This window comes from Candidatus Ichthyocystis hellenicum (assembly GCF_001460935.1).
In the GTDB taxonomy this organism is placed as follows: Bacteria; Pseudomonadota; Gammaproteobacteria; order Burkholderiales; family 2013Ark19i; genus Ichthyocystis; species Ichthyocystis hellenicum.
Genome location: NZ_LN906597.1, coordinates 1,633,503 through 1,654,026, shown reverse-complemented (window position 1 = coordinate 1,654,026; position 20,524 = coordinate 1,633,503). Strand labels below are relative to the sequence as shown.

The following is a 20,524-nucleotide window of genomic DNA, read 5'->3' as shown; positions in this document are numbered from 1 at the left end:
GCATCATAATAGCTAAAGTGTGTAACACTGATTATATTATAGGGATTTATTAATATAAAGCTTTTATATTAATATAATTAACATAAAGCTTTTATAGGGATTGGAAATTTTAGGATTTGTCATGTATTTTTCTTATAAGGTATTGTTCAGAGGTAGTAGTTATTTTTAGCCTATATGATTTTTTCATCATTTGCTTGATTCAATAATTAATATTTAGGGGTGCTATGTTTTCATAACTTTCCAGTGCGTTTGTAATACTAGCTGTGTTTAACCATATGCTTTAAACTTTACTATTTTAAGTAATTAATATTGAAGTAACGACTGCAGTATAGAGATTAGTCATAAATTAAATTATCTTAGCCACATATATGAGTATGATTTAAGTTACCATATTAATTATTCCTTCCTCTAATTTTTCCTCTAGGTATTTTTTAGAATAGTACAATATTTTATTTATACTAGTTTCTTTGCAATTGGTAATTGTATTATCTTCAATTATTATGGCATAATTTTTTTCTCTCAAACATTCTGCAATTTTTTCTTCCAGATCTTTTTTGTATTTATAAACATTCAGCTCTTTTTTGTATTTATCAACAAAATTTCTAGAATAATCACTATGTTTTTCCATGATTACCAACATATCAGCTGCAGCAAAGTTTAATTCTCGTATTGCCATCATTGAATTACTCTCTACTGTAAAAATAATGTTATGTAGTTGTTCAGCTTTTATGCATAGTATTATTTCTCCAAAAAATCTATCAAATACAAATGACATGCAACATTCTTCATCTTGTCCTAAATTATCAAAAATATTAATAAATTTTGATAATATGCATTCATAATTTTCTGATATATGATCAACATAGAGATCAATAAATGTAGCAAAAGAAATTTTTTCCGTATCAAAATATGGCACAAGATTTTTTTTAATACATTGATCTTTATGTAGTTTATTAATTTTGTTTGAGATATTATTTATCAATTCTATTTTATTATCATATTTAAGTAATGCTTCCTTTACTTTTATTGTTATCATTTCCTTAATATTAGTACTATATTCACTGATATTAATTAGAGGTAGAGACTCTAATTTTTGTTCTACACAACGTAATACTTTTTTTGAAATTTTTTCATTTACAAATCTTATCATTAAATCATTAAGCACTTCAAATGGATAATAAATTGATGCTTTGCCAGAAACTATAGATAAAAATTCTTTTTTTTCTTCCAGGGATCCACAATTTATTTCATTTAATTTTTTTGCAAATGAATTGAGTAAAGTGTTAATAATAAATTTTGATCCATTATTAATTTCTGATCTCCACTTTTTATAGATAAGGAACCTTCTGAGTTCAGTCGGAGATGGTGGTCGATTTAATCTATCGCAGCTATAACCATAACTTTCTTCCCTAATAGATTCTTTTGTTTTGATTATCTCTAGTAAAATATTGATATTTATATCAAAGGTAGGTTTTGATTCGCAACCTTGTTTTTCATCTTCTTTATTTTCTAAGTCGTTATATTCATAAAAATATGATGTAGTGGGTTGGTTAATCATAACTTGATTATTCCTTGCATAAATACACCTTACGTTAAAAATATAATTACAAATGTGATTTATTTTGCGGTATTGTTACTGTATTATGATGGTTATAAATGAATCATATACTTGTAATTACTATGTAGTTTAAGTTTTTTCTCTAAAAATTTACTAGAATAGCACAATATTTTTTGTTATATGTTCCATGATTTTTGCTTTCAGTTGTTATCTTAATTGTTTTATAAAGCATTCGCGGGAAAATGATCCATAATTTTTTTATTTAGTTTGCTTGTAAAAGAAAATTATCCACGAGTAGTTTAAATTCGCCATTAATTTTTGATTTCCACTTTTTATAGTAGTAGGTCAGTTTGATACTCCTAATCGGTACTAGATCAATATCACATGGTATATCCGTAATATTGTTCTCTGATCAACCTATTGATTTTAATAGCAATATTTTGAATAAATTTAATTTAGTAACTTCATCTTGATACCTATGCTAATAATTTAACATAAAAAATGGTATAATTTACGATATTAATTCTGAATTTTATCATATACTTTACATGAAAAAAATAGTAATTTAACAATTATATAGTATGAGAAATTGCTTTTTTTATTTAGGAATACTAAGGTCTCCTCTTAAGTATAAGTTAATAATTTTTGGTGAAATTTATCAAATTAATAGATGATTGCATTATTTTATTAGTTTTTTTAGTAAAAGATGCATGGCAAGCTGTAATTAAATAATAAATAAAAATTATAAGGATGCATTTATATCATTAATGTTTTTAATAAATTACTTTTTGTAAAAAAAATCAACTGACCTTAATTAGCAATGACTACAAAAGCTCCGTTTTATCAAATGTGAATAATCGTTTGTTAGTAACACTACTTAATTATTTGATTTTACATCTTATTTTTTCTATTATTCTTTGTTTTATAAATCGTATAATATTCATGAGGAAAAGGTGCAATGGACTAGCTAGTCATAAACGCCTTACTCGAACAATATAAGCAACATATAAATAAACATGTAGTTTAGCGCAAGGTATCATGATAGCTAATTGGGATATAGAGATTTATTAATATAAATCTTTTATAGGGATTGGCAATTTTAGGCTTTGTCATGTATTTTTCTTATAAGGTATTACTCAGAGGTAGTAGTTATTTTTTAGCCTATATAATTTTTTCATCATTTAGAAGTGCTTGGATTAGAAGTAGTGGGTATTTCGAAACTTGCCCCCCCTGCCAATTCCATGCCTTGTAAACTTGAGACTTCTCCTTCTTCCATACTAGTTTCTGATTCATTTCCAGGAGACGATGATGCAGGACTATTAATCATATATTTATACCTTATGCCTTATACAAAAACTGATCCGTAATGTTTATATAATGAATAAAATAATAAAGCGGAGTTATTTTGGTATCACTATATCATTGCAATTCAAATCTTATGTATGAATTGTATTATATTTAATATGTGCATTATTTTGATAATATTTTTTACTAACGTACTGTAATAGTTGTATTTTTGGTGCTTAGTCCATATTTACGGTTCTTTGGTTATGTCGTGGTATTAAATTTAATAACTGCGGCAGCAGCAGCTGTAGCATATAACTATTGTTTTGTTTATAGTAGTAGAGGTTATACATTGATAGTATTTTCTTATTGTGCTTTATTATCTGTCAAGAATTACATAAATTTTGAGGTAATTTTCAAAATGGTTCCTTGGGGATTGATTTTCGAGATTTATAATAATTGTATATTTCTACTCATAGTTGTTGTCATCGCTGTCCTTTGATACGTATAAAAGCATTCCACTTATGGTGTTTTTATTTAAATTGCTAAATTATAAATTTATTTAAAAGTATTCGTTGTTGTTTGAAAATTTATCTAATGATTTATTTACAGATAGTGACGCTTGATTAATAACAAATTAGATTAGATGCATGATCAAACCATTGTCTCTAAGTGAGATGAGGCAGATGTTATTACTTTTTTTATAAATTCTTCGTTACAAGCGCAAATGAGGCCTTCATTAATTACGACAACACAATTTACTGAAAAATAGCTCTTCATTTTTTCTGTAAGTATTCTTTGTGAGCGTGAAATAATTAGCCTAAGTCTGCCAGAAGTAGTTGTAACTGTTACCCTAGTAAGGTTACCTAAATGGATGTTACTTGGAGAAGATAAAATCATTATTGATCTTTTTAAGTAACTAGCAGAGCTACACAGAATACTTCTCAGTTTCCTCGCGTTAATATTGAACATTCCGTGTCCCAAAAAAGAATCAAATACAAGTGACATACATGACTCCGCATCTTCTGCCACTTTATCCAATACTTCAATAGATTTTGACATAACTTCGTCATAGTTTTCTGCCAGATGATCTAAATATAGGTCAGTAAACATAGCAAATGGCATTGTTTCTATATTTAAATATAATTTAAGCTTTGTTTTGATTATTTTTTCTGCGCATGATTTTTCGTTTTCAGTTAGGTGTGCCATACAAGAATTAGAAATTACATTAGAGATAAGCCTTGTTAAACTCAATCCAATATCTTTATCAAGTAAAGTTTCTTTTGCTTTTTTAAGTATAGTTTCTGAAAGTAGACTATAATCATTATTTCCTTCTTCCCTCATGGCTTCTATCATTATTTCTGCATCACAAACCAATGGTAGAGAAATTCTCTCTTCTACAAAAGATATAATTGAATTCTTAATAACTCTAAATGGATAACAAGATGATATTCCTCCGGAGACTGCGTTCAAAAATAATTTTTTTTCATCAAAAGACCCGCAATTTATATCAATTAATTTTTTTGAGAACGAAGCAATTGACATCTCAATAAGTGATTTAAACCCATTGTTAACTGTTGATTTCCACTTTTTATAACTGATGATATTTGCAACTGCAACCTTTGGTAATGATTCATGGTTTGGTTTATCACAGTCATATCCATAATCCTCATACCTATCACTGATTCTACTTTCGATGATATTTAATAATATCCTTTCTGCGTTGCTATCGAGACTAGATGTTTCGCAAGCCGGTTCCATTTGTGCTTCTGAATATAGAGAAGAACACGACGGTGGCGAGTTAATCATGTAGTTATTGTGCCTTATGTAATGATATCCATATAAAACATAAACATAGGTCATATGAGATGGATGCTATCACCGCAACTAAGGACTAATGTAGTAATTGCGCAGTATTATATGTGTGCATAATTTAACATTATAAACATATTATATTATAAGAACTTTAATTAAATATCTTAAGCAATTACAAATGTATATAAATAAAATTCTTTATTCGGCATGTGAGTTAAGGTGGAAATATCAATTTCCACGTAAAAAAAGATTGTAATTAATCATTGAAAGCATTGGCTGCATTTTATTTTCTACGAAGATTAACTAATTTTTTAACAACTATTTTACAGTATTATCCGGAATGTAAAGTGTTTTTAGGCTACATTGAAAAATAACATGTCAATGTAAATTTTAGTAAAAATAGATTATATACCATCATTTGTAGTGTTTCATGTTGTCGATTATTTTCCTGATGTAACCCTCTAATTTGCGTATACGAAATCTAGGTGAATTGTTTTGTTTGCAAATCAAACAATATTAATTGAAGTATTTTACTATATGTATGATTTAATTTCTCTATCAAGGCTATTTATAGACGCTTCTACTATTCTCTTTACAAATTCTTTTTCACAACAAATAGAAATTATACCTTCCTTAATTACAACAACACAATTTTCTATTAAATATCTTTCAACTTCTTTCTTTATTCGTTTTCGTGATCTTGAAAAAGTCCTTCTAATTGTAGCAGGTCTTCTAAGTTTATCGTGGTAAGGATCAGTTTCTGCTTCGTTATTGCCATTGCCAAAATTGGCTCTTGTAGGTATTGAGTTCATTAGTGCCGATCTCAGATCATATTTGGCAAAATTTATAATCGAACATAGTTTTTTAATATCGCTACTTAGCATCATGTTTCCAAAAAACAAACTAAATGCAAATGACATGCAACATTCTCTGCTTTTTAGTATATTGTCCAATATTTCAATGGATTTCGACATTATAATTTCACAATTCTCTTCTAGATGATCGCGATAGATATCAACAAAAACAGCAAAAGGCATTGCTTCTGTATCAAAATACCCGCGAAGTTCTTCTTCAATGTATTTTTCTCCACAAGACGCAGAAAGTTCTCTAGATATAAAGCCAGCTAACTCTAATTTGTTAAATTTTTTAAGTACATTTTTTTCTGATTTTTTAAGTATAGTTTCTGCGATCACATCATAATTTATACTGTGATAATTTCTTATTCTTTTTTTTATCTCTTTTTCTGCGCACTGGAGTACTACTTTTGCAATTCTTGAATCTATAAAAGATATCATGGAATCACCAATCATTTTAAATGGATAATAAGATGATATTCTTCCTGAAATCGCAGATAAAAATACTTTTTTTTCCACAAAGGATCCGCAATTTGTTTCATTTAATTTATTAGCAAAAGACGCAAGTGAAACTTCAATAAGGGATTTAAACTCAACATTAATTTGTGATTTCCATTTCATATAGTTATCAACGCATACGATATCACTAAGAGATGATGACTGTTTTAACATGTCACACTCATTTCCATAATATCTATATCTTTCACTAATTTTTTCTTCAATGATGCTCAAGAAAACATCCATACCTGCAGATGAAGGTACTTCTAAAATCTGGTTCCATTCCTCAATTTGAGGTTCTTGGTATACATAGGAGCACGATGGGTATTGGGTAATCACTTATTAATTACACCTTATGTAAAATATCTATACAAAAATCATATAAATAAAACAAAAACACGGCGTAAATGATGATATCATTGCAACTAGAGTTGATGTAGTAATTGTGTTGTATTATGGATGTGTATAATTACGGTGTTGTTTATAAAATGTATTTAACTTATTGTAATTAGCTCGGCAGTTACAAAACAAAATTTTTTACAGCTTGATGATATAGGTAGTGGGTATTGACGTAATTGATTCTCCATATCCATATGTAATAGTGTTAGTATTTTTGATGCATATATTTTGTCTGTGGTGTATGTCATTTGCCGTATGTACTAATATTAGTCAGATTTTACTGTTTTTACGTAAAATTATTGTAAGTAATTGCTAAATTTACTCTGTAAAATCAGATGATACTGTTTTTGGTGCGTAATGTCTTTTTGTTTTGATTTTTTTACCTCTATTACAATAACAATTTTTTAGTTTTGTTTTTTACGTAAACGTAATTATGATTATTGTCTGCTTTATCTGATTATGCCATTACCATAGATCTTAATTTCTTAACTTTATCTTCCTAATATATTAATGGATTTATTAGTGGGGTTTTTGTATTAATTTTCGTTTTTGATCTGGATGTGATGGGGTTTATAGCACCATATTTCTAGATTCTCATGTTTACCAAGAAAGGACAATGGTGTAGGGCTTATAAGAGATATGTGTATTTTCTAATTAAGTTGCTGTGTATGTTAATCTCTGTTTTTTTATCGCATGATGCATGTTTTTACTTCTAGTTACGTGCTATACATACTATTTTCTGCCATATTTATTATTATAGCTTAGCTAATGCTCTTGATATTTTAAGTACCGTTTCTGATATTTTTGCATCAATGTAATTTATTTGCGAAACATTATTTTTGCGATTTAAATTTTCTAATTCTTTTATATAGCAAATAAAATTTCTTTTCCCAATTTCTGTTAGCATCGAAAGAAGTAATAACAATGAGTCCTTAGATTTGCCTGAGGAATATAGGTGAGAAAAATGACGAGCTAGTGATGAAATTATATCTATCTGAAGTACAGTGTCCAGTTTTTCATTTATATAGTTTGTGTTGGGTGGTGTTTTGTTTTCTGAATTAATAATATTGCTAATTATTATCCTTGTTTCTTTGATTTTCCTACTTGCGATTTCTATTCTAGCAGTGACTTGATTATTGGATATTGGTAGTAGTTCAGCCAATTTTTCGAATATAATGCTGTCGTACACAATAGATTTACACATAAAAAAAGTGCATATTTTTTGGATAATATCTTTGTTGCAGTAATGATAATATGAGTTAAAATAGCTGGCACAGTAAATATAGTGTTCTAATCTGGTTATTACAGATTCTGTTTTATTTAAAATGAATCTATTTCTTTTAATCTGCATTTGCGATTCACATTTATGGGTACTGATTTCTGATTCTATTGAGGTGCTTTTTTCTTTTTCTATATTAAGTGCAAATTTGTTTTTGGTGGTGATGTTTATTTTGTTCTTAAGGTTTGATTGTTCCACGGAATTACTATTGTTAATTTTTTCCGAAGTGAATTGGCGGTGCTCCATATAATCTTTGTGTATGCAGTAGTTACTGCTAGAAAAAGTATAAGAAACTACATGGTAGTTTTTATTCGCGCATCTTATACTCCGTGGTGATTTTCTGGATTCCAGTTTAGATCCTAATGAAAATAAATGCTTCTCATGTCCTAAGGAAGCAGAGGGTTTAATTTTTTTTTTGTCATATCTTTCGTAAGATTGTACAATGTATTTCATTGCGGATTCATTTTTTTCTTCTCCTGGTAATTCATTGTCAACAGTATAGCAGCATATACCTTCATCCTGATAATACAAACAATTTTCTGTTATACCATCCATTATTTTTTGAGATCCTTTTAATATAAATTCATATTCTTTACGTGCAAGGCGACAGCGTAAAATCATCTGTTATACACTAGTAATCTATTACAAATTAGTAGTATGTATTTATCATACAACTTTGTGCCATGATTTATTACATGTTCAGTTAAATTTATTGGGTGCCAATAATTAAAATAGTAAAACAACTCTGATGGATACACACCGTTATATCTGGTTAATACTAGCAGAACCTATTGATGATGCGTCTTCCGTCTGCTAGGCGTTAACTTGAGTAAAATTTACACCTATGTGTGAAAATTACATTACTGGTTTTGGTTTCGGTGGTACAGGAGGTGGAAGGTTACATCCAGATCCAGGTAGTGAACTCAATATTTTTGGCATCATCGTTGGTTTAAAATCATTATTTGATTTATCTCCTAGTGATTGTGGCGACATTTGGTATTGTTGTTCATCACTACGATGTGCGGTTAAGGGTATCTTTCTAGGAGGTACTGGTGCTTTAGCTCCAGGTCCTGACAATGTTGTCGAACTTGATCTTTTAGGAGGAGGGGGTGGAGTTTTAGATTTAGATATGCACCCTGATGTTTGTGCATACATTTCATGTTGTTGTTCACTACCACAATATGAGTTCAAGGTTACCTTTCTAGGTGGCATAAGTGCCTTAGTCTCAGATGCTTTAGTCTGAGATCCTGATGATATCACCGTTGAACTTGATCTTTTAGGAAGAGGGGGTGGTGTTTTAGATTTAGATACAAATTTTGGTGTTTGTGTCAATGTCTGGTGTTGTTGCTCATCGTTACAATGTGAGGCCAATGTTACCTTTCTAGGTGGCACAGGAGCTTTAGACTCAGATCCTGATGATATCACCGTTGAACTTGATCTTTTAGGAAGAGGGGGTGGTGTTTTAGATTTAGATACAAATTTTGGTGTTTGTGTCAATGTCTGGTGTTGTTGCTCATCTTTACAATGTGAGGCCAGTGTTACCTTTCTAGGTGGCACAGGAGCTTTAGACTCAGATTCTGATGATACCACCGTTGAACTTGATCTTTTAGGAAGAGGGGGTGGTGTTTTAGGTCTATATATGCATTCTGGTGTTAGCGTAGACATCTGGTGTTGTTGCTCATCGTTACAATGTGAGGCCAATGTTACCTTTCTAGGTGGCACAAGTGCCTTGGTCTCAGGTTCTGATGATATCACCGTTGAACTTGATCTTTTAGGAAGAGGGGGTGGATTTTTAGGTCTATATATGCATTCTGGTGTTAGCGTAGACATCTGGTGTTGTTGCTCATCGTTACAATGTGAGGCCAGTGTTACCTTTCTAGGTGGCACAGGAGCTTTAGACTCAGATTCTGATGATATCACCGTTGAACTTGATCTTTTAGGAATCGGAGGTGGATTTTTAGGTCTAGATATGCATTCTGGTGTTAGCGTAGACATCTGTTGTAGTTGCTCATCGTTACAATGTGAGGCCAACGTTACCCTTCTAGGTGGCACAGGTGCCCTAGACTCAGATCCTGATGATATCACCGTTGAACTTGATCTTTTAGGAAGAGGGGGTGGTGTTTTGGATTTAGATACAAATTTTGGTGTTTGTGTCAATGTCTGGTGTTGTTGTTTGTGGCTACATATAGAGGATAAATTTAATTCTGGTAATGGATCATCCCATTGGTCTGATTCCAGCTGCGTATTGTCACAATGTGAGCCTATTAAATAATAATTACCTGCAGCAGAAACTTCTTTACAAGAGAAAAAATTATTACCTAATGGTTCTGCTTTCTCTAACTCTTCTTGGTCAGTGTCTTGTATGTAGTTAACATTAGACACATTTTTACCTCTCCCATTAAGACGATGGTCTTCGATGGTTGCATATGTACTTTCCTTGTCAGAGCCAGAGAAGCTATCACTGTCGAAGCTATCACTGTCGAAGCTATCACTGTCGAAGCTATCACTGTCGAAGCTATCACTGTCGAAGCTATCACTGTCGAAGTTATCACTGTTCTCTTCATCTGCAGTACAAGAAGTTTGAACGGGGCTATTTTTGATTATTTCCAGATAGTGATCTCGCGTAAGATAACGTGGAAGAATAATTCCCTGACATTCCCTAGATAGTGTTTCCTCACGGTCGTATACTTCACCATTAACAAGGAACAATCTGGGGGCGCCTATTTCTATTTTTTCGTTGTCATCGCAACAAGTACAACATCCTGATATTTTTACCGCGTTCATTAACCACAACCTATGCAATATACTATAATTAATATTATATATTTTTACTGATTAACTACGTGTGATGTTTTATTCGGTATAAATTTTAATTTTACTTTGTAAATACTAAAATTGATTTAAAGTTGCCGACCACTATTATCGGTATTTTATGTAATTTTAAGTGCAAACCGCATATTAACTATAGTTTTAAGAAATATTTATGCTATTGCTTAACAATCAGTGCCTTTTTATGTATGGATAGGTAGTAAAAATTATTTAAAATAGTTAGTCAGGAAATACATTATTCATATAGATTATATTTCCATTGCATATTCAACTATAGATTGTAGTAGATTAATTAATTTTCTAGTTTATTAAAGAGATAATTGGCGTTTTGTGCTTTTTGTTTCAATTTTGTTGAAATTTAAATGTGTTTTGCCACACCATGTTTTAATATATTAATAATGGGGCTGTGATTTTTTATGAATTTTATACTAAAATCTCATTATCTGCGTTTGTATTGGTAGAGAATGAAATTTTACCCAGTGATTATTATTTGCTGTAAGTTCAGTTTGTTAAGTGATATGCGGTGTTTTTTCACAGCAGTGTGATGGTTCGGTTGTGTGTTGCTAGGAGTTTTGTGTACTCAAACAGTGACATTATTTACTATATACAAATAAAATACTCTAATAGAAAATCAATAAATCACTGTGACGTGGTTTGGCTAATTTATGCAGTGCCCATAAAGTATGATCTAAGATCATACTTTATATGTGCAAAAGCACCCAGAACTGTTGTTTACGCATATGGTATTAGGTAGTCGTAACCCATTATCCACGTGATCTATGCCGGGTTTTTTTCTTCGAAGGTAAACTCATCTATGTGAAAAACCCCAGACTCATTAACTTCTTTATTCAGGGCAAATACCACCGGATTTCTTGTTTTCCCAAAGTAATCACTACCTATTACCAAAGATTGTACTTTAGATGGTGTTGTTGCAATGACTGTTGTTTTCGGGGGGCTATTGTCATCAAATTTAACCTTGTAAATCGTTCCTTTAGAGTTTTTGTTGTGATCAGATTGAGAAATGATAAATATACGGTCCGAGTACTGTGCTATAGCTGTAGGTATGCCATTAGGTAGGTTCATGGAAATAGGGTTTACAACTTTAGTCGATGATCCCGTTACGAGCACTTTAAAAATTAATGAATTCCTGGAATCAACTGTGTAGAAAGATGGCTTGCCTGCTATTTGATGTTTCTCCGCTTTTATATCAGTTATCAAATTTTCCCCAGTAAGTTGTTCCGGAGTGTAACCAAATTCTCTGTATGTTATCAGTCCCTTCATGGGGGCAATTGAGGTCAAATCAGCGGTGTCTGCATAATATACTGCAGTGGATAGGTTAGGATCACTATCTCCAGATACAGAGTTGGTCGCAAAAACATAGTTTTGGATACGAGTAACTGAGTGGCAATGTTTAGCTTTATCATCAAAGTTGGTAGAGTTGATCCATTTATACGAGCCACTATCCTCTCTGTGAAAAATAACTATGCTCGGTGCTACAGTACTTAATCTAGGGTTGGAACATGCATAGAGGTAATTTCCCGAATCGTCAAAATAACTCCCAGAGAGTGGATATCGATCAGAGGTCGGATAATCTACTATGGTCTTCCTGTCCATTTCTCCAGATCCGTAGGGAGCAGACCATATATCTCCTTTTCTTTCTTTTCCAACTGCGGTGGAAATTAGATTATTCGTCATGTCCCTAGTTAAACCTATGGGGTAGGTATCAGCGCTGTCAATGGTAATAGAGCCAATATAGTTATCATCCACATCATCATCGACACGGTCATCCAAGCAACCAGATAATAAAACTACTCCCAGAATCATGGCAATAACAGCCGAATTTTTTGCTGTAAACATAAACTTACACTCCTATTTTACTGATCTTGACGTAGCAAAAAACCCACCTCCTAGCAAACACCAACCTCTAGAGAGTGAAGACCAGCCAGCGCATAATGCTACCCCTTTTAAGATGCGCGAGAAGCGAGAAATCCCTACAACGCTAGTCAGAAAGGTGGTGGCGAGAACTAATCAGCTTAGAATACCCATCTTTTGGTATCTGTGAAGTGAAAAATGCCCACCGCTAGTCTCTGGATAGTGAGAATTCATCAGCGTAAAATACTCCTCTTTTGGGCTCTGTGAGAAGGGCAAAAACAACTTTGTCAGAAGTTTTATCAAAATAATCAGGACCGAATTCAATCGCAGACACAAGAGAGGAAGTGTAAGCTATTACTCTACTATGTGGTTTGCCACCGTTGTCATAGTAGATTTCCTTAATTCGGGGATTGCCGTAATTGTTTTCGGAAATAACAAATGAATTGATATTGTTTTGGGCTATAGCTACTGGACTATATATATCTTCATCCAGATCCATCTTCGTTACTATGGAGGTTGAGGGCATGATCACAAATGTAACTAGAAACAACTTACTCCTCTGTGTGTCAGCTATATATACACTTTCTGATCCAACATTATCCAGGTTCTGTGTGATTCCAGTCACTAGATCAGAGTCTGGATCCATCTCTTCTTTTTTGTACCCTAGTTCTGCATATGTGACCGATTTTGTCAGAGAAGAGGGAATGTCATTGACTTCGTCATGTAGTTTTAGTGAATAAATAGCCACATCTTCTAACATTGAGTTGGGGGAGCGAGAGTTTGTGGCGAACAGGTATCTGTTCGTCTTCGCAACCGAGTGACAATACTGACCAGCAGAAGAGAAATTAGAAGATGTTACCCACGAAAATGATCCCTTAGTTGTGAGCTCAAAAACTACGACAGAAGGGGGAAGACTTGTTATCAGAGGGTTTGAGCAAACATAGAGTCTATTCAATGACCTATCAAAGAATGATCCCGAAAATCTGGAGTAATTTGCCCCCGCAGTTGCCAAAACATTACTCCTAGAAAACTCCTTTTCATTAGTTGTTATGCTAAATATACGTCCCAGCGAGTCATATATTGTTCCTGGACCTCTTGCAGTAACTATCAATCCGCCATTTCCATCTGCGGTTAAACCGAACGGAAAGCTTTTTTCGTCATTTATAGGTAGGGACCCAATGTAATTATCATTGCTAGGGTCATCATCATCAAAAATGCTGCAGGCAGATAATGAAAAAAACAATGCCAACATGAACAACACTTGTTTAGCTTTTTTACAGTACTTCACATTAATACCCACCTGCTTACAGTTTACACCTCGGCCATTGACGACCCCCCATCCCTATCAGAGTACATAACAAAATAAAATTTTGCAATTTCAATTTACATGTGTAAAAAACCCCAGCGTGTTTGCACAGGCTGGGGTTTTTAGATCGTCCAGTAGACTAAGCATCAGGGTCAAAAGCAAACTCAGTGACTAAACTTACGGACTCACCTGGAGGAGATGGCAGATAGAAAAGAACTGGGAGTGAAGTAGCTCCAAATCGATCTTTTCCTAAGCTCATAGACAGTACCGACCGAGACGTAAGTGCCATAAGCAACTCGGTTTTCTTTAATCTTCCACTGGAGTCAAATCGAGATGAATACATCTTGTCGTGATCGACGATAAGGAAAAACTCATCAGAATATGGAACCATAGTCTGTAAAAGATTCAACTGAATACCACCAGCAGGTTCTAGAAATTTTGGATTGCCGACACGTTCCAGGGCTGCTGCGTTAAGAGAAAAGTCAAGACCAGCTATTTTTTCAACAGTCGGCAGTAGAAGCCATACAGAAAACTGATTGGCAGCTTGAGTCACCTTGGGTTTTATGTCTCTTATCAGAGGAACCCCGGGTGCAATTTGTTGATCCGTAAATGACAAGTCAGCATAACTTTGGAGAGGAGATAGTTTTGCAGGAACAGCCGCAGATACATTGGCATAGAAAAGAGCAGTATCGGCAGCTACTTTCGGTGTTCGGTTAGTAGCAAAAACGTAATCACCAACAACAGCAACTCCACCGCAATTCATTCCAGTCTGAGCCGAATCAAATTCCATGGCCTTAACGAACACAAATTTCCCGTCATTTTGTCTAGAGAGAACCAAAACCATAGGTTTTTTGGTTACGTCCTTGGGGTTGCCGCAGACATACAATGCATTAGACTTAGTGTCGTAGAAATGACCAGCAAACCTGGAAAACCTAATAGCAGTGGCATTTCTGACAGTGCGAGAGGAAAACTGTGCATCTCTCGGCGGGGCCATATACACTGTTCCCTTGTCTGCTCCTACAGGTCCTTCTGCAGTAGCAATGAGAGAGTCTTCACCGTATATGAAGGATAATCCGCGAGGTATTTGCGGGTCCCCGGTACTAAGAGGCACTACCCCGATAATGCCTTTATGTGGAAGTTTCTTGCCAGGCACTATCAGAGCGGAGTCAACTCTGCCACCGCCTTTTTCCTCATCACCACACCCAGAAAGAAACGCAAAAGCACCCAGTAAGGCACCTATTAGTAAGAGACTTTTCCTCATAAGCGTATTATCCCTTTTGCTTTAAATTGAAAACGTAAAATATTTTTTACCCAGAATTGTTAAACCGTAAAGATAATGCAATCGTCTTACCAATCACCTCTGAGAAGACATCTACACACATCGTAAGCCTTCTAAGCACGTGCGGCATTATAACACCACAGTCACTGTTGTAAAATACTTTTCCTCCCTTATGACAAAGATGGTCTAGGGAAAATATTGAATATTATAAATTTATTCAAATTGTCATACGTATTATGCATAGTTTTCATATGTGTTTTTATTTTTCCTGTTCTATTACAAATGAATAGTTGTACTGATACCAAAAGAGTTTTAATTTGTGATTTAGTATTTGTGGTAAAAAAATGCCCAGTGTGCAATACTGGGCATTAATTATGCTGTTTGTTTCGTACAACTACATTCCCGTTATTGGATCGAAGGCAAATTCGTCAACTGTGTAGTAACTTTGTTTATGCAAAGTTTGACTTGTTAAGAAGAATACCGGATAAATGGTGGCTCCAAACTTGTCTTGTCCAAATGACATGCCGGTTACGTTCATGTTGAGAGATAGGTCGGAGAATTTGCTAGATTTTATCAGTTCTCCTTCCTTGCTATACATAGCGGAATATACTGCGTCTTTGTCTGCTATGAACATAAGCTCATCATCTCTGTTAAGGAAAGAGAGCGGCGTGTCTATGTCTCCTGGGATGCTGCGTTTTTTAATACTTCCTACTAATGCTAGCGGGTCAGTGGCAGTTGTGGGTTTTTCCAAAGCTACCTCGAAAATCTGTTTCTTGTTTTGGTCTAGCAATAGAAGCTTCCAGGTGCCAATTTCATGTTGTTCTACCCTTTGTATGCTATTTATGAGCGGTTTGTTTAGTACGTCAGCAGGGTTATCATAGCCTATTTTTTCGTACGTTACCGATACTCCTAGATTAGCAGGTAACGGATCTACTTCGGTGTTTACTGAGTATAGTGCTGCGTATGTTTTATCGTCAGCGAATTTGTTTACTACGAAAAGAAATCCGTCTAAGAGGTGAAGTTTGGCACAATACTCATGATCTTTGGTTTCGAAGTTTATGACTGCTTTCCAAATGAATTCATTTTCATTGTTGCGTTCAAATACTACAACTGTAGGATGCACAGTTGATAATCTGTTTCCTGGGTTGGAGCAGGCGTAGAGAATGCCTTTGAAAGGGTCGTAACTTATGCCATCACCTTTTAGGAATGTCTCAGTTCCAGTAGTTACAACAGGATCAACGGAAAAAACAGTTTCATCCCTTCCTGCTTCCCAAATTTGTCCTCTTTCTATGGACTCTTTTCCAGCTCCTGATACAATTAGGGATTCTTTAGCAGGATCAAACGCGATGTCTTGTGGTAAAACAGACCTGTCGGGAATTTTAAGAGAACCTATATACCCGGTTTTCATATTATTCCCTACAACTATTGGCTTGTTTCTACTATTAGAATTGGTAGCAGAGTTTGTTTTTGATGAGTCGAGACATCCTGATATGATAACAGCACTTAAGATAGCACTAACTATCGAAAGAGTTTTCTTCATACATGTATCCTTTTTTATACCGCGGAGAAGTCTTTTTATACCCACACGAAAAATATAATTGCGATATTATTCATCAAATACAATCAACACAAATATAGCGCCGAGGGTATAATCACAGATGGTGATCATATATTAAGATTTTTTACCTAGCGGCATTACCTTGTCGATAAGGATGATATAGCAACGACTCTACCGTGACCGCGAAAATTTGGTCTTATACTGGGTTTGAGTATGAACAGGAAACGGGAATTTGCTTATTCTATATTCTCCTTCTACAAGTACAGGAGAAGCGGTAAAAATCATCCTGGAGGCTTTATTGTCTTGTGATTCTTCTTCTGAGACTACAGCTAATCCGGTCACTAGAGATGGCGCTTGTGCCTTCCAAAATATCTCAGGATCTCCTTTTTCGTTACGTCCAATGAAGTATATATTGACTATGTCTGCTGATAAAAAAAATCTATCGTCGTTATAGTTATATAGTGCTATCGGAACTTTAATTTCACTCGGTAAGATAAGTTGATCAATGTCTCCCGAGCGTTTTATAGAATCAGGCTCTTTTTGTTTGGAGAAAGACATTCCCAGTATTCTAGTGCGACCTGAGTCTAGAAGATAAATTGACCACGTACCCTCACCCTGGGTGTATTTGGCGCGTGCACTTGTAACAAGATCGTGGTTTGCGACTGTTTCCTTATCCCCGTACCCAAGGTCGGAATAACTCTGTACCACTGACATAGTTGCAGGAATTGTACCAGAGCTGATATCAGCAGCATACAAAGCAGGGTAAGATGTATCAGTAGCATATTGGTTGGTGGCGAATATTATCCCATTAACAATAGTTACTCCACCGCAATGCTGCCCAGGTTTATCTATGAAGTTTGTGCTACCAACCCATACAAAGTCGCCGTCGGATGATAGCTCAAATACTACTACTGAAGGGTAAATAATTTCCGAGGCTCTTTTCAAATTACCACTTCTTACTTCCTCATTGGAGCATACGTACATTCTTTTAGATGAAGGATCATATACGTGAGAGCTTAGTGCGTAGTAATCCTGGGTTTCTTCAGATCTTATTGATACCTCTCTAAATTTACTGTCGCTTGGGCTTGCCTCCCAGATTCTTCCATTTTTTTTTACTGGATTGGTTCCAACAGAAGTTACTAGTAGATGACCGTTGGATTCTGTGAGTGATATATCCCATGGAGATGCGGTGGCATCATCTATGGCGATGTAACCAATCGGATAAGCAGGGGATTTTGGGGCAAGAGGACCCGTGGTACTTGCTAAAGCAAGCATCGGGACAAAAACCATAGAGTAGATGAAAGATATTCTCATATATCAAAAAGATAAGCCAATTAACACGCAAAGTAAAAACATTCGACGAACCTTGGGAATAATAACCGAAATGCATCCCTGAGGATTTTTTTGTGTATCCCTGCTAGGTGAGCAAAGATCTCAAAAAACAAGGCCCAACCTTTTTGCTGGGCCCAAAATAACATCTATGCATATATGCATCAACTATTATCGCAAATCTTATATTCTCCTACGTTGTACACTCCCTGTTCATCACTCTTGATCAGAGCTGCAAAAAGAGAATCACCTTCTTGTTGCAGATGACCTTTAGCCACTGTCATCGCAGTGATTGCAGAGTACGACTCAGATACAAGTTCTTTAGAGACTCCAGCATCAGAGTATTTAAACTTATAGATCATCGTGTTACTTCTACCATCATTATCGTCCTCAGTAGGTAGAGGTGATAGCGAAACGAAGAAAGTATTGTCATCAACAGATGCGAATGCTGATGGAAAATATGAAGAATCTACATCAATATCTCTTTTGCTGACATCACCTAAACGAGACAAACTGCCACCTTCTCCTAACATAAATGTCAAGCCAGATATGGAGGAATTAGCCTTATCCAAAACATAAACCGAATACTTGTTATCTTCTTGATTTTTTGCTGGTATAACGTCGGTAACACCGAGAACGTTTTGCAGATTTTGATCTACAAAACCCAGATCAGAGTACCGCTGCACAACTTCCATTGTGGCAGGCAGAGTTTCAGAAGACAAGTCGGCCGAATACACAGCAGGTTCACTAGTATTTGAATACATAGGATTAAGTGCAAACAGTCTATCTTTAACTACCGTAATACCTTTACATACTTGACCCGTCTCATCAGAGAAATTCATGACGGAATTCCACACATAATCTCCACTTTCATTTACCTTGAATTCCACTACGGAAGGAGCAATGCCATCAAATGTGGTTATATCAGGAACAGAACATACAAATAATGATTTTCTGTCTTTGCTGTAGGCGCTAGAAGTTAGAGCATGAAATTTTTGCTCTTTGGATGCCACAATATTTACCTTGGTGAACAAGCTCTCGTCAGGTTTTAGCCTCAGTATAGAACCAGTACCTTCCCGTGGAGGCAGTAATCCCAAAGAAGTAATTACAATAGATCCATCGTCTATCGCAGATATCCCAAATGGCCTAACATCAGAACCAGATACGGGAATATAGCCAATCAAATTGGAGTCTCCTTCTTGCTTGACATGTGCATGGCTTATTGTCATCGCTGCAATTGAGCTAGATGCCACAGCAATTCCCATCAGGGCAAAAAAATTTTTGAAAAAGGTTCTTTTCATAAACGGGTCCTTTTTACTTGAAACGTTACTATGGATGATCAGTGGATGGTGCAAATTGCGAAAAATCCACACTGATGATTGTAACATTTTTATTGAACATGTGTACAAAATTTGAATAACAGTACAAAAACAACCGAATAAAAAAAACACCATCAAATGCTCTCGCTATTCTAGCCACTCTAGAATGCAATCAATCGAATGGTGTTTTTAGTTTTCCCTGTTCAGGAATGCCTAATACTTATTTATTTCTGTACAAATATTCCGCAATATGAAACTTGCCTTTATCATCTGGTAATACTAAAGATGTATACAAAGATTCACCTGATCCAGATCTCGCCGGTCCGTAAGCAATAGAAAATATCGGTGATGGAGCAGATGTCAGGAATGTGTAGGATGGATCTTTGCTGGGATCAGAGTAATCCAGCTCATAGATCGTAGATGGAATACCATGGCCATCAATACCAGCAGATAAAACAAAGTTGTATCCACCCATATTCATAATAGATAAGGGCTCTGAAATTATTTTCTCATCGAAACTAAGTTGCGTTACTGACTTAACCGCAGGAGCAGTAGCAATTTTTACCTCGTCTATTGACCTTCTGGATCTATCGAGGAGGAATAGGTGGAAGTCAGATCTAGGATCTGGATCTTTTGCTGGAGTAATATCTACTACAGACTCAGCAAGTAACTCCGCTCTTGTATACCCAAGATCTGAATACCTAAGAGCCATGGTCATGGTATTTGGTAGGATATCGAGATCAACTTGATATAAAACCGGATAGCTAGCATCGATGGCAGCAGTATTTACGACGAACAGATTGTTTTTCTGTATTGCCATGCCCTTGCATATCTGACCAGTTCGCGTAGAAACAAAGTTCATCACTTTTGTAAAGACATAATTACCTGTAGCATCGAGTTTAAACTGCACAACGGACGGTGCAATGGTGCCGTATGACAGAATAGGTGTGGAACAAGCAAATATAGAATCTAATTTTTTACTGTACGCCACAGAAGAAAAACCGTAGTAGTTTTGTGCAGCTGTTGATGATATTGTTCTTACCTTAATATCGCTGCTTCCAGGATCTGCAGTATATATTTGTCCTGATTTGGTAGCGCTTGATATGTCTCCTAGTCCGACTGCGATTAGGCTTCCGTCATCACTTAACGTCAATCCCAAAGCTCCGTTAACACCTCCAGGTATTTCTAGAAGTTGCTTTAACTCAAGTCGTTCTAGATTCTTTGGTTTTGGTTTTGGATCTTCTTCGAAGCATCCAGTTACAAGCAATGTGCTGACAAGAGCAGCGATAATAGGTAGCGTTTTCTTCACAATGCTGTCCTTTTCCCATAAAATTCTGATTGAAAC

Annotated in this window: 13 protein-coding genes; all 13 read right to left on the bottom strand. The window is 34.8% G+C overall.

Annotated elements, in window-relative coordinates:
• Window positions 1-379 precede the first annotated feature (379 nt).
• Window positions 380-1,558: a hypothetical protein gene (locus tag Arg41_RS06360; protein WP_092490606.1), complete on the bottom strand. Its 1,179-nt coding sequence runs from the start codon at window positions 1,556-1,558 to the stop codon at window positions 380-382.
• 1,177 nt (window positions 1,559-2,735) lie between these two features.
• Window positions 2,736-2,885, bottom strand: a complete 150-nt coding sequence (locus Arg41_RS07970) for a hypothetical protein (RefSeq protein WP_157722307.1) — start codon at window positions 2,883-2,885, stop codon at window positions 2,736-2,738.
• 611 nt (window positions 2,886-3,496) lie between these two features.
• Window positions 3,497-4,651 carry a hypothetical protein gene (locus Arg41_RS06355; protein ID WP_092490605.1) on the bottom strand — a complete coding sequence of 385 codons (1,155 nt, stop codon included), beginning with the start codon at window positions 4,649-4,651 and terminating at the stop codon, window positions 3,497-3,499.
• Window positions 4,652-5,190: 539 nt separating this feature from the next.
• A complete protein-coding gene (locus Arg41_RS06350; RefSeq protein ID WP_092490604.1) occupies window positions 5,191-6,348 on the bottom strand; it encodes a hypothetical protein in 1,158 nt (385 codons plus the stop codon).
• Between the two features lie 814 nt (window positions 6,349-7,162).
• Window positions 7,163-8,308 (bottom strand): hypothetical protein, encoded by a 1,146-nt coding sequence (locus Arg41_RS06345; protein WP_092343281.1) that lies wholly within the window; start codon window positions 8,306-8,308, stop codon window positions 7,163-7,165.
• Between the two features lie 234 nt (window positions 8,309-8,542).
• Window positions 8,543-10,471: a hypothetical protein gene (locus tag Arg41_RS06340; protein WP_092490603.1), complete on the bottom strand. Its 1,929-nt coding sequence runs from the start codon at window positions 10,469-10,471 to the stop codon at window positions 8,543-8,545.
• Between the two features lie 822 nt (window positions 10,472-11,293).
• Window positions 11,294-12,373: a hypothetical protein gene (locus Arg41_RS06335; RefSeq protein WP_092343284.1), complete on the bottom strand. Its 1,080-nt coding sequence runs from the start codon at window positions 12,371-12,373 to the stop codon at window positions 11,294-11,296.
• 223 nt (window positions 12,374-12,596) lie between these two features.
• Complete coding sequence (locus Arg41_RS06325; protein ID WP_092490602.1) at window positions 12,597-13,676, bottom strand: hypothetical protein; 1,080 nt, start codon at window positions 13,674-13,676, stop codon at window positions 12,597-12,599.
• 157 nt (window positions 13,677-13,833) lie between these two features.
• Window positions 13,834-14,955 carry a hypothetical protein gene (locus Arg41_RS06320; protein ID WP_092343287.1) on the bottom strand — a complete coding sequence of 374 codons (1,122 nt, stop codon included), beginning with the start codon at window positions 14,953-14,955 and terminating at the stop codon, window positions 13,834-13,836.
• Window positions 14,956-15,367: 412 nt separating this feature from the next.
• A complete protein-coding gene (locus tag Arg41_RS06315) occupies window positions 15,368-16,513 on the bottom strand; it encodes a hypothetical protein (RefSeq protein ID WP_092343288.1) in 1,146 nt (381 codons plus the stop codon).
• Window positions 16,514-16,702: 189 nt separating this feature from the next.
• Complete coding sequence (locus Arg41_RS06310) at window positions 16,703-17,845, bottom strand: hypothetical protein (RefSeq protein WP_157722306.1); 1,143 nt, start codon at window positions 17,843-17,845, stop codon at window positions 16,703-16,705.
• 179 nt (window positions 17,846-18,024) lie between these two features.
• Window positions 18,025-19,161: a hypothetical protein gene (locus Arg41_RS06305; RefSeq protein WP_139057375.1), complete on the bottom strand. Its 1,137-nt coding sequence runs from the start codon at window positions 19,159-19,161 to the stop codon at window positions 18,025-18,027.
• 238 nt (window positions 19,162-19,399) lie between these two features.
• Entirely contained in the window at window positions 19,400-20,488 is a 1,089-nt protein-coding gene (locus Arg41_RS06300) for a hypothetical protein (protein ID WP_092343291.1), read from the bottom strand.
• Window positions 20,489-20,524: the final 36 nt, after the last annotated feature.

Bases quoted from the DNA above. Each gene is read 5' to 3' on its own strand.
- Arg41_RS06360 (WP_092490606.1), bottom strand. From the start codon at position 1,558: ATGATTAACCAACCCACTACATCATATTTTTATGAATATAACGACTTA.
- Arg41_RS07970 (WP_157722307.1), bottom strand. From the start codon at position 2,885: ATGATTAATAGTCCTGCATCATCGTCTCCTGGAAATGAATCAGAAACT.
- Arg41_RS06355 (WP_092490605.1), bottom strand. From the start codon at position 4,651: ATGATTAACTCGCCACCGTCGTGTTCTTCTCTATATTCAGAAGCACAA.
- Arg41_RS06345 (WP_092343281.1), bottom strand. From the start codon at position 8,308: ATGATTTTACGCTGTCGCCTTGCACGTAAAGAATATGAATTTATATTA.
- Arg41_RS06340 (WP_092490603.1), bottom strand. From the start codon at position 10,471: ATGAACGCGGTAAAAATATCAGGATGTTGTACTTGTTGCGATGACAAC.
- Arg41_RS06335 (WP_092343284.1), bottom strand. From the start codon at position 12,373: ATGTTTACAGCAAAAAATTCGGCTGTTATTGCCATGATTCTGGGAGTA.
- Arg41_RS06320 (WP_092343287.1), bottom strand. From the start codon at position 14,955: ATGAGGAAAAGTCTCTTACTAATAGGTGCCTTACTGGGTGCTTTTGCG.
- Arg41_RS06315 (WP_092343288.1), bottom strand. From the start codon at position 16,513: ATGAAGAAAACTCTTTCGATAGTTAGTGCTATCTTAAGTGCTGTTATC.
- Arg41_RS06310 (WP_157722306.1), bottom strand. From the start codon at position 17,845: ATGAGAATATCTTTCATCTACTCTATGGTTTTTGTCCCGATGCTTGCT.
- Arg41_RS06305 (WP_139057375.1), bottom strand. From the start codon at position 19,161: ATGAAAAGAACCTTTTTCAAAAATTTTTTTGCCCTGATGGGAATTGCT.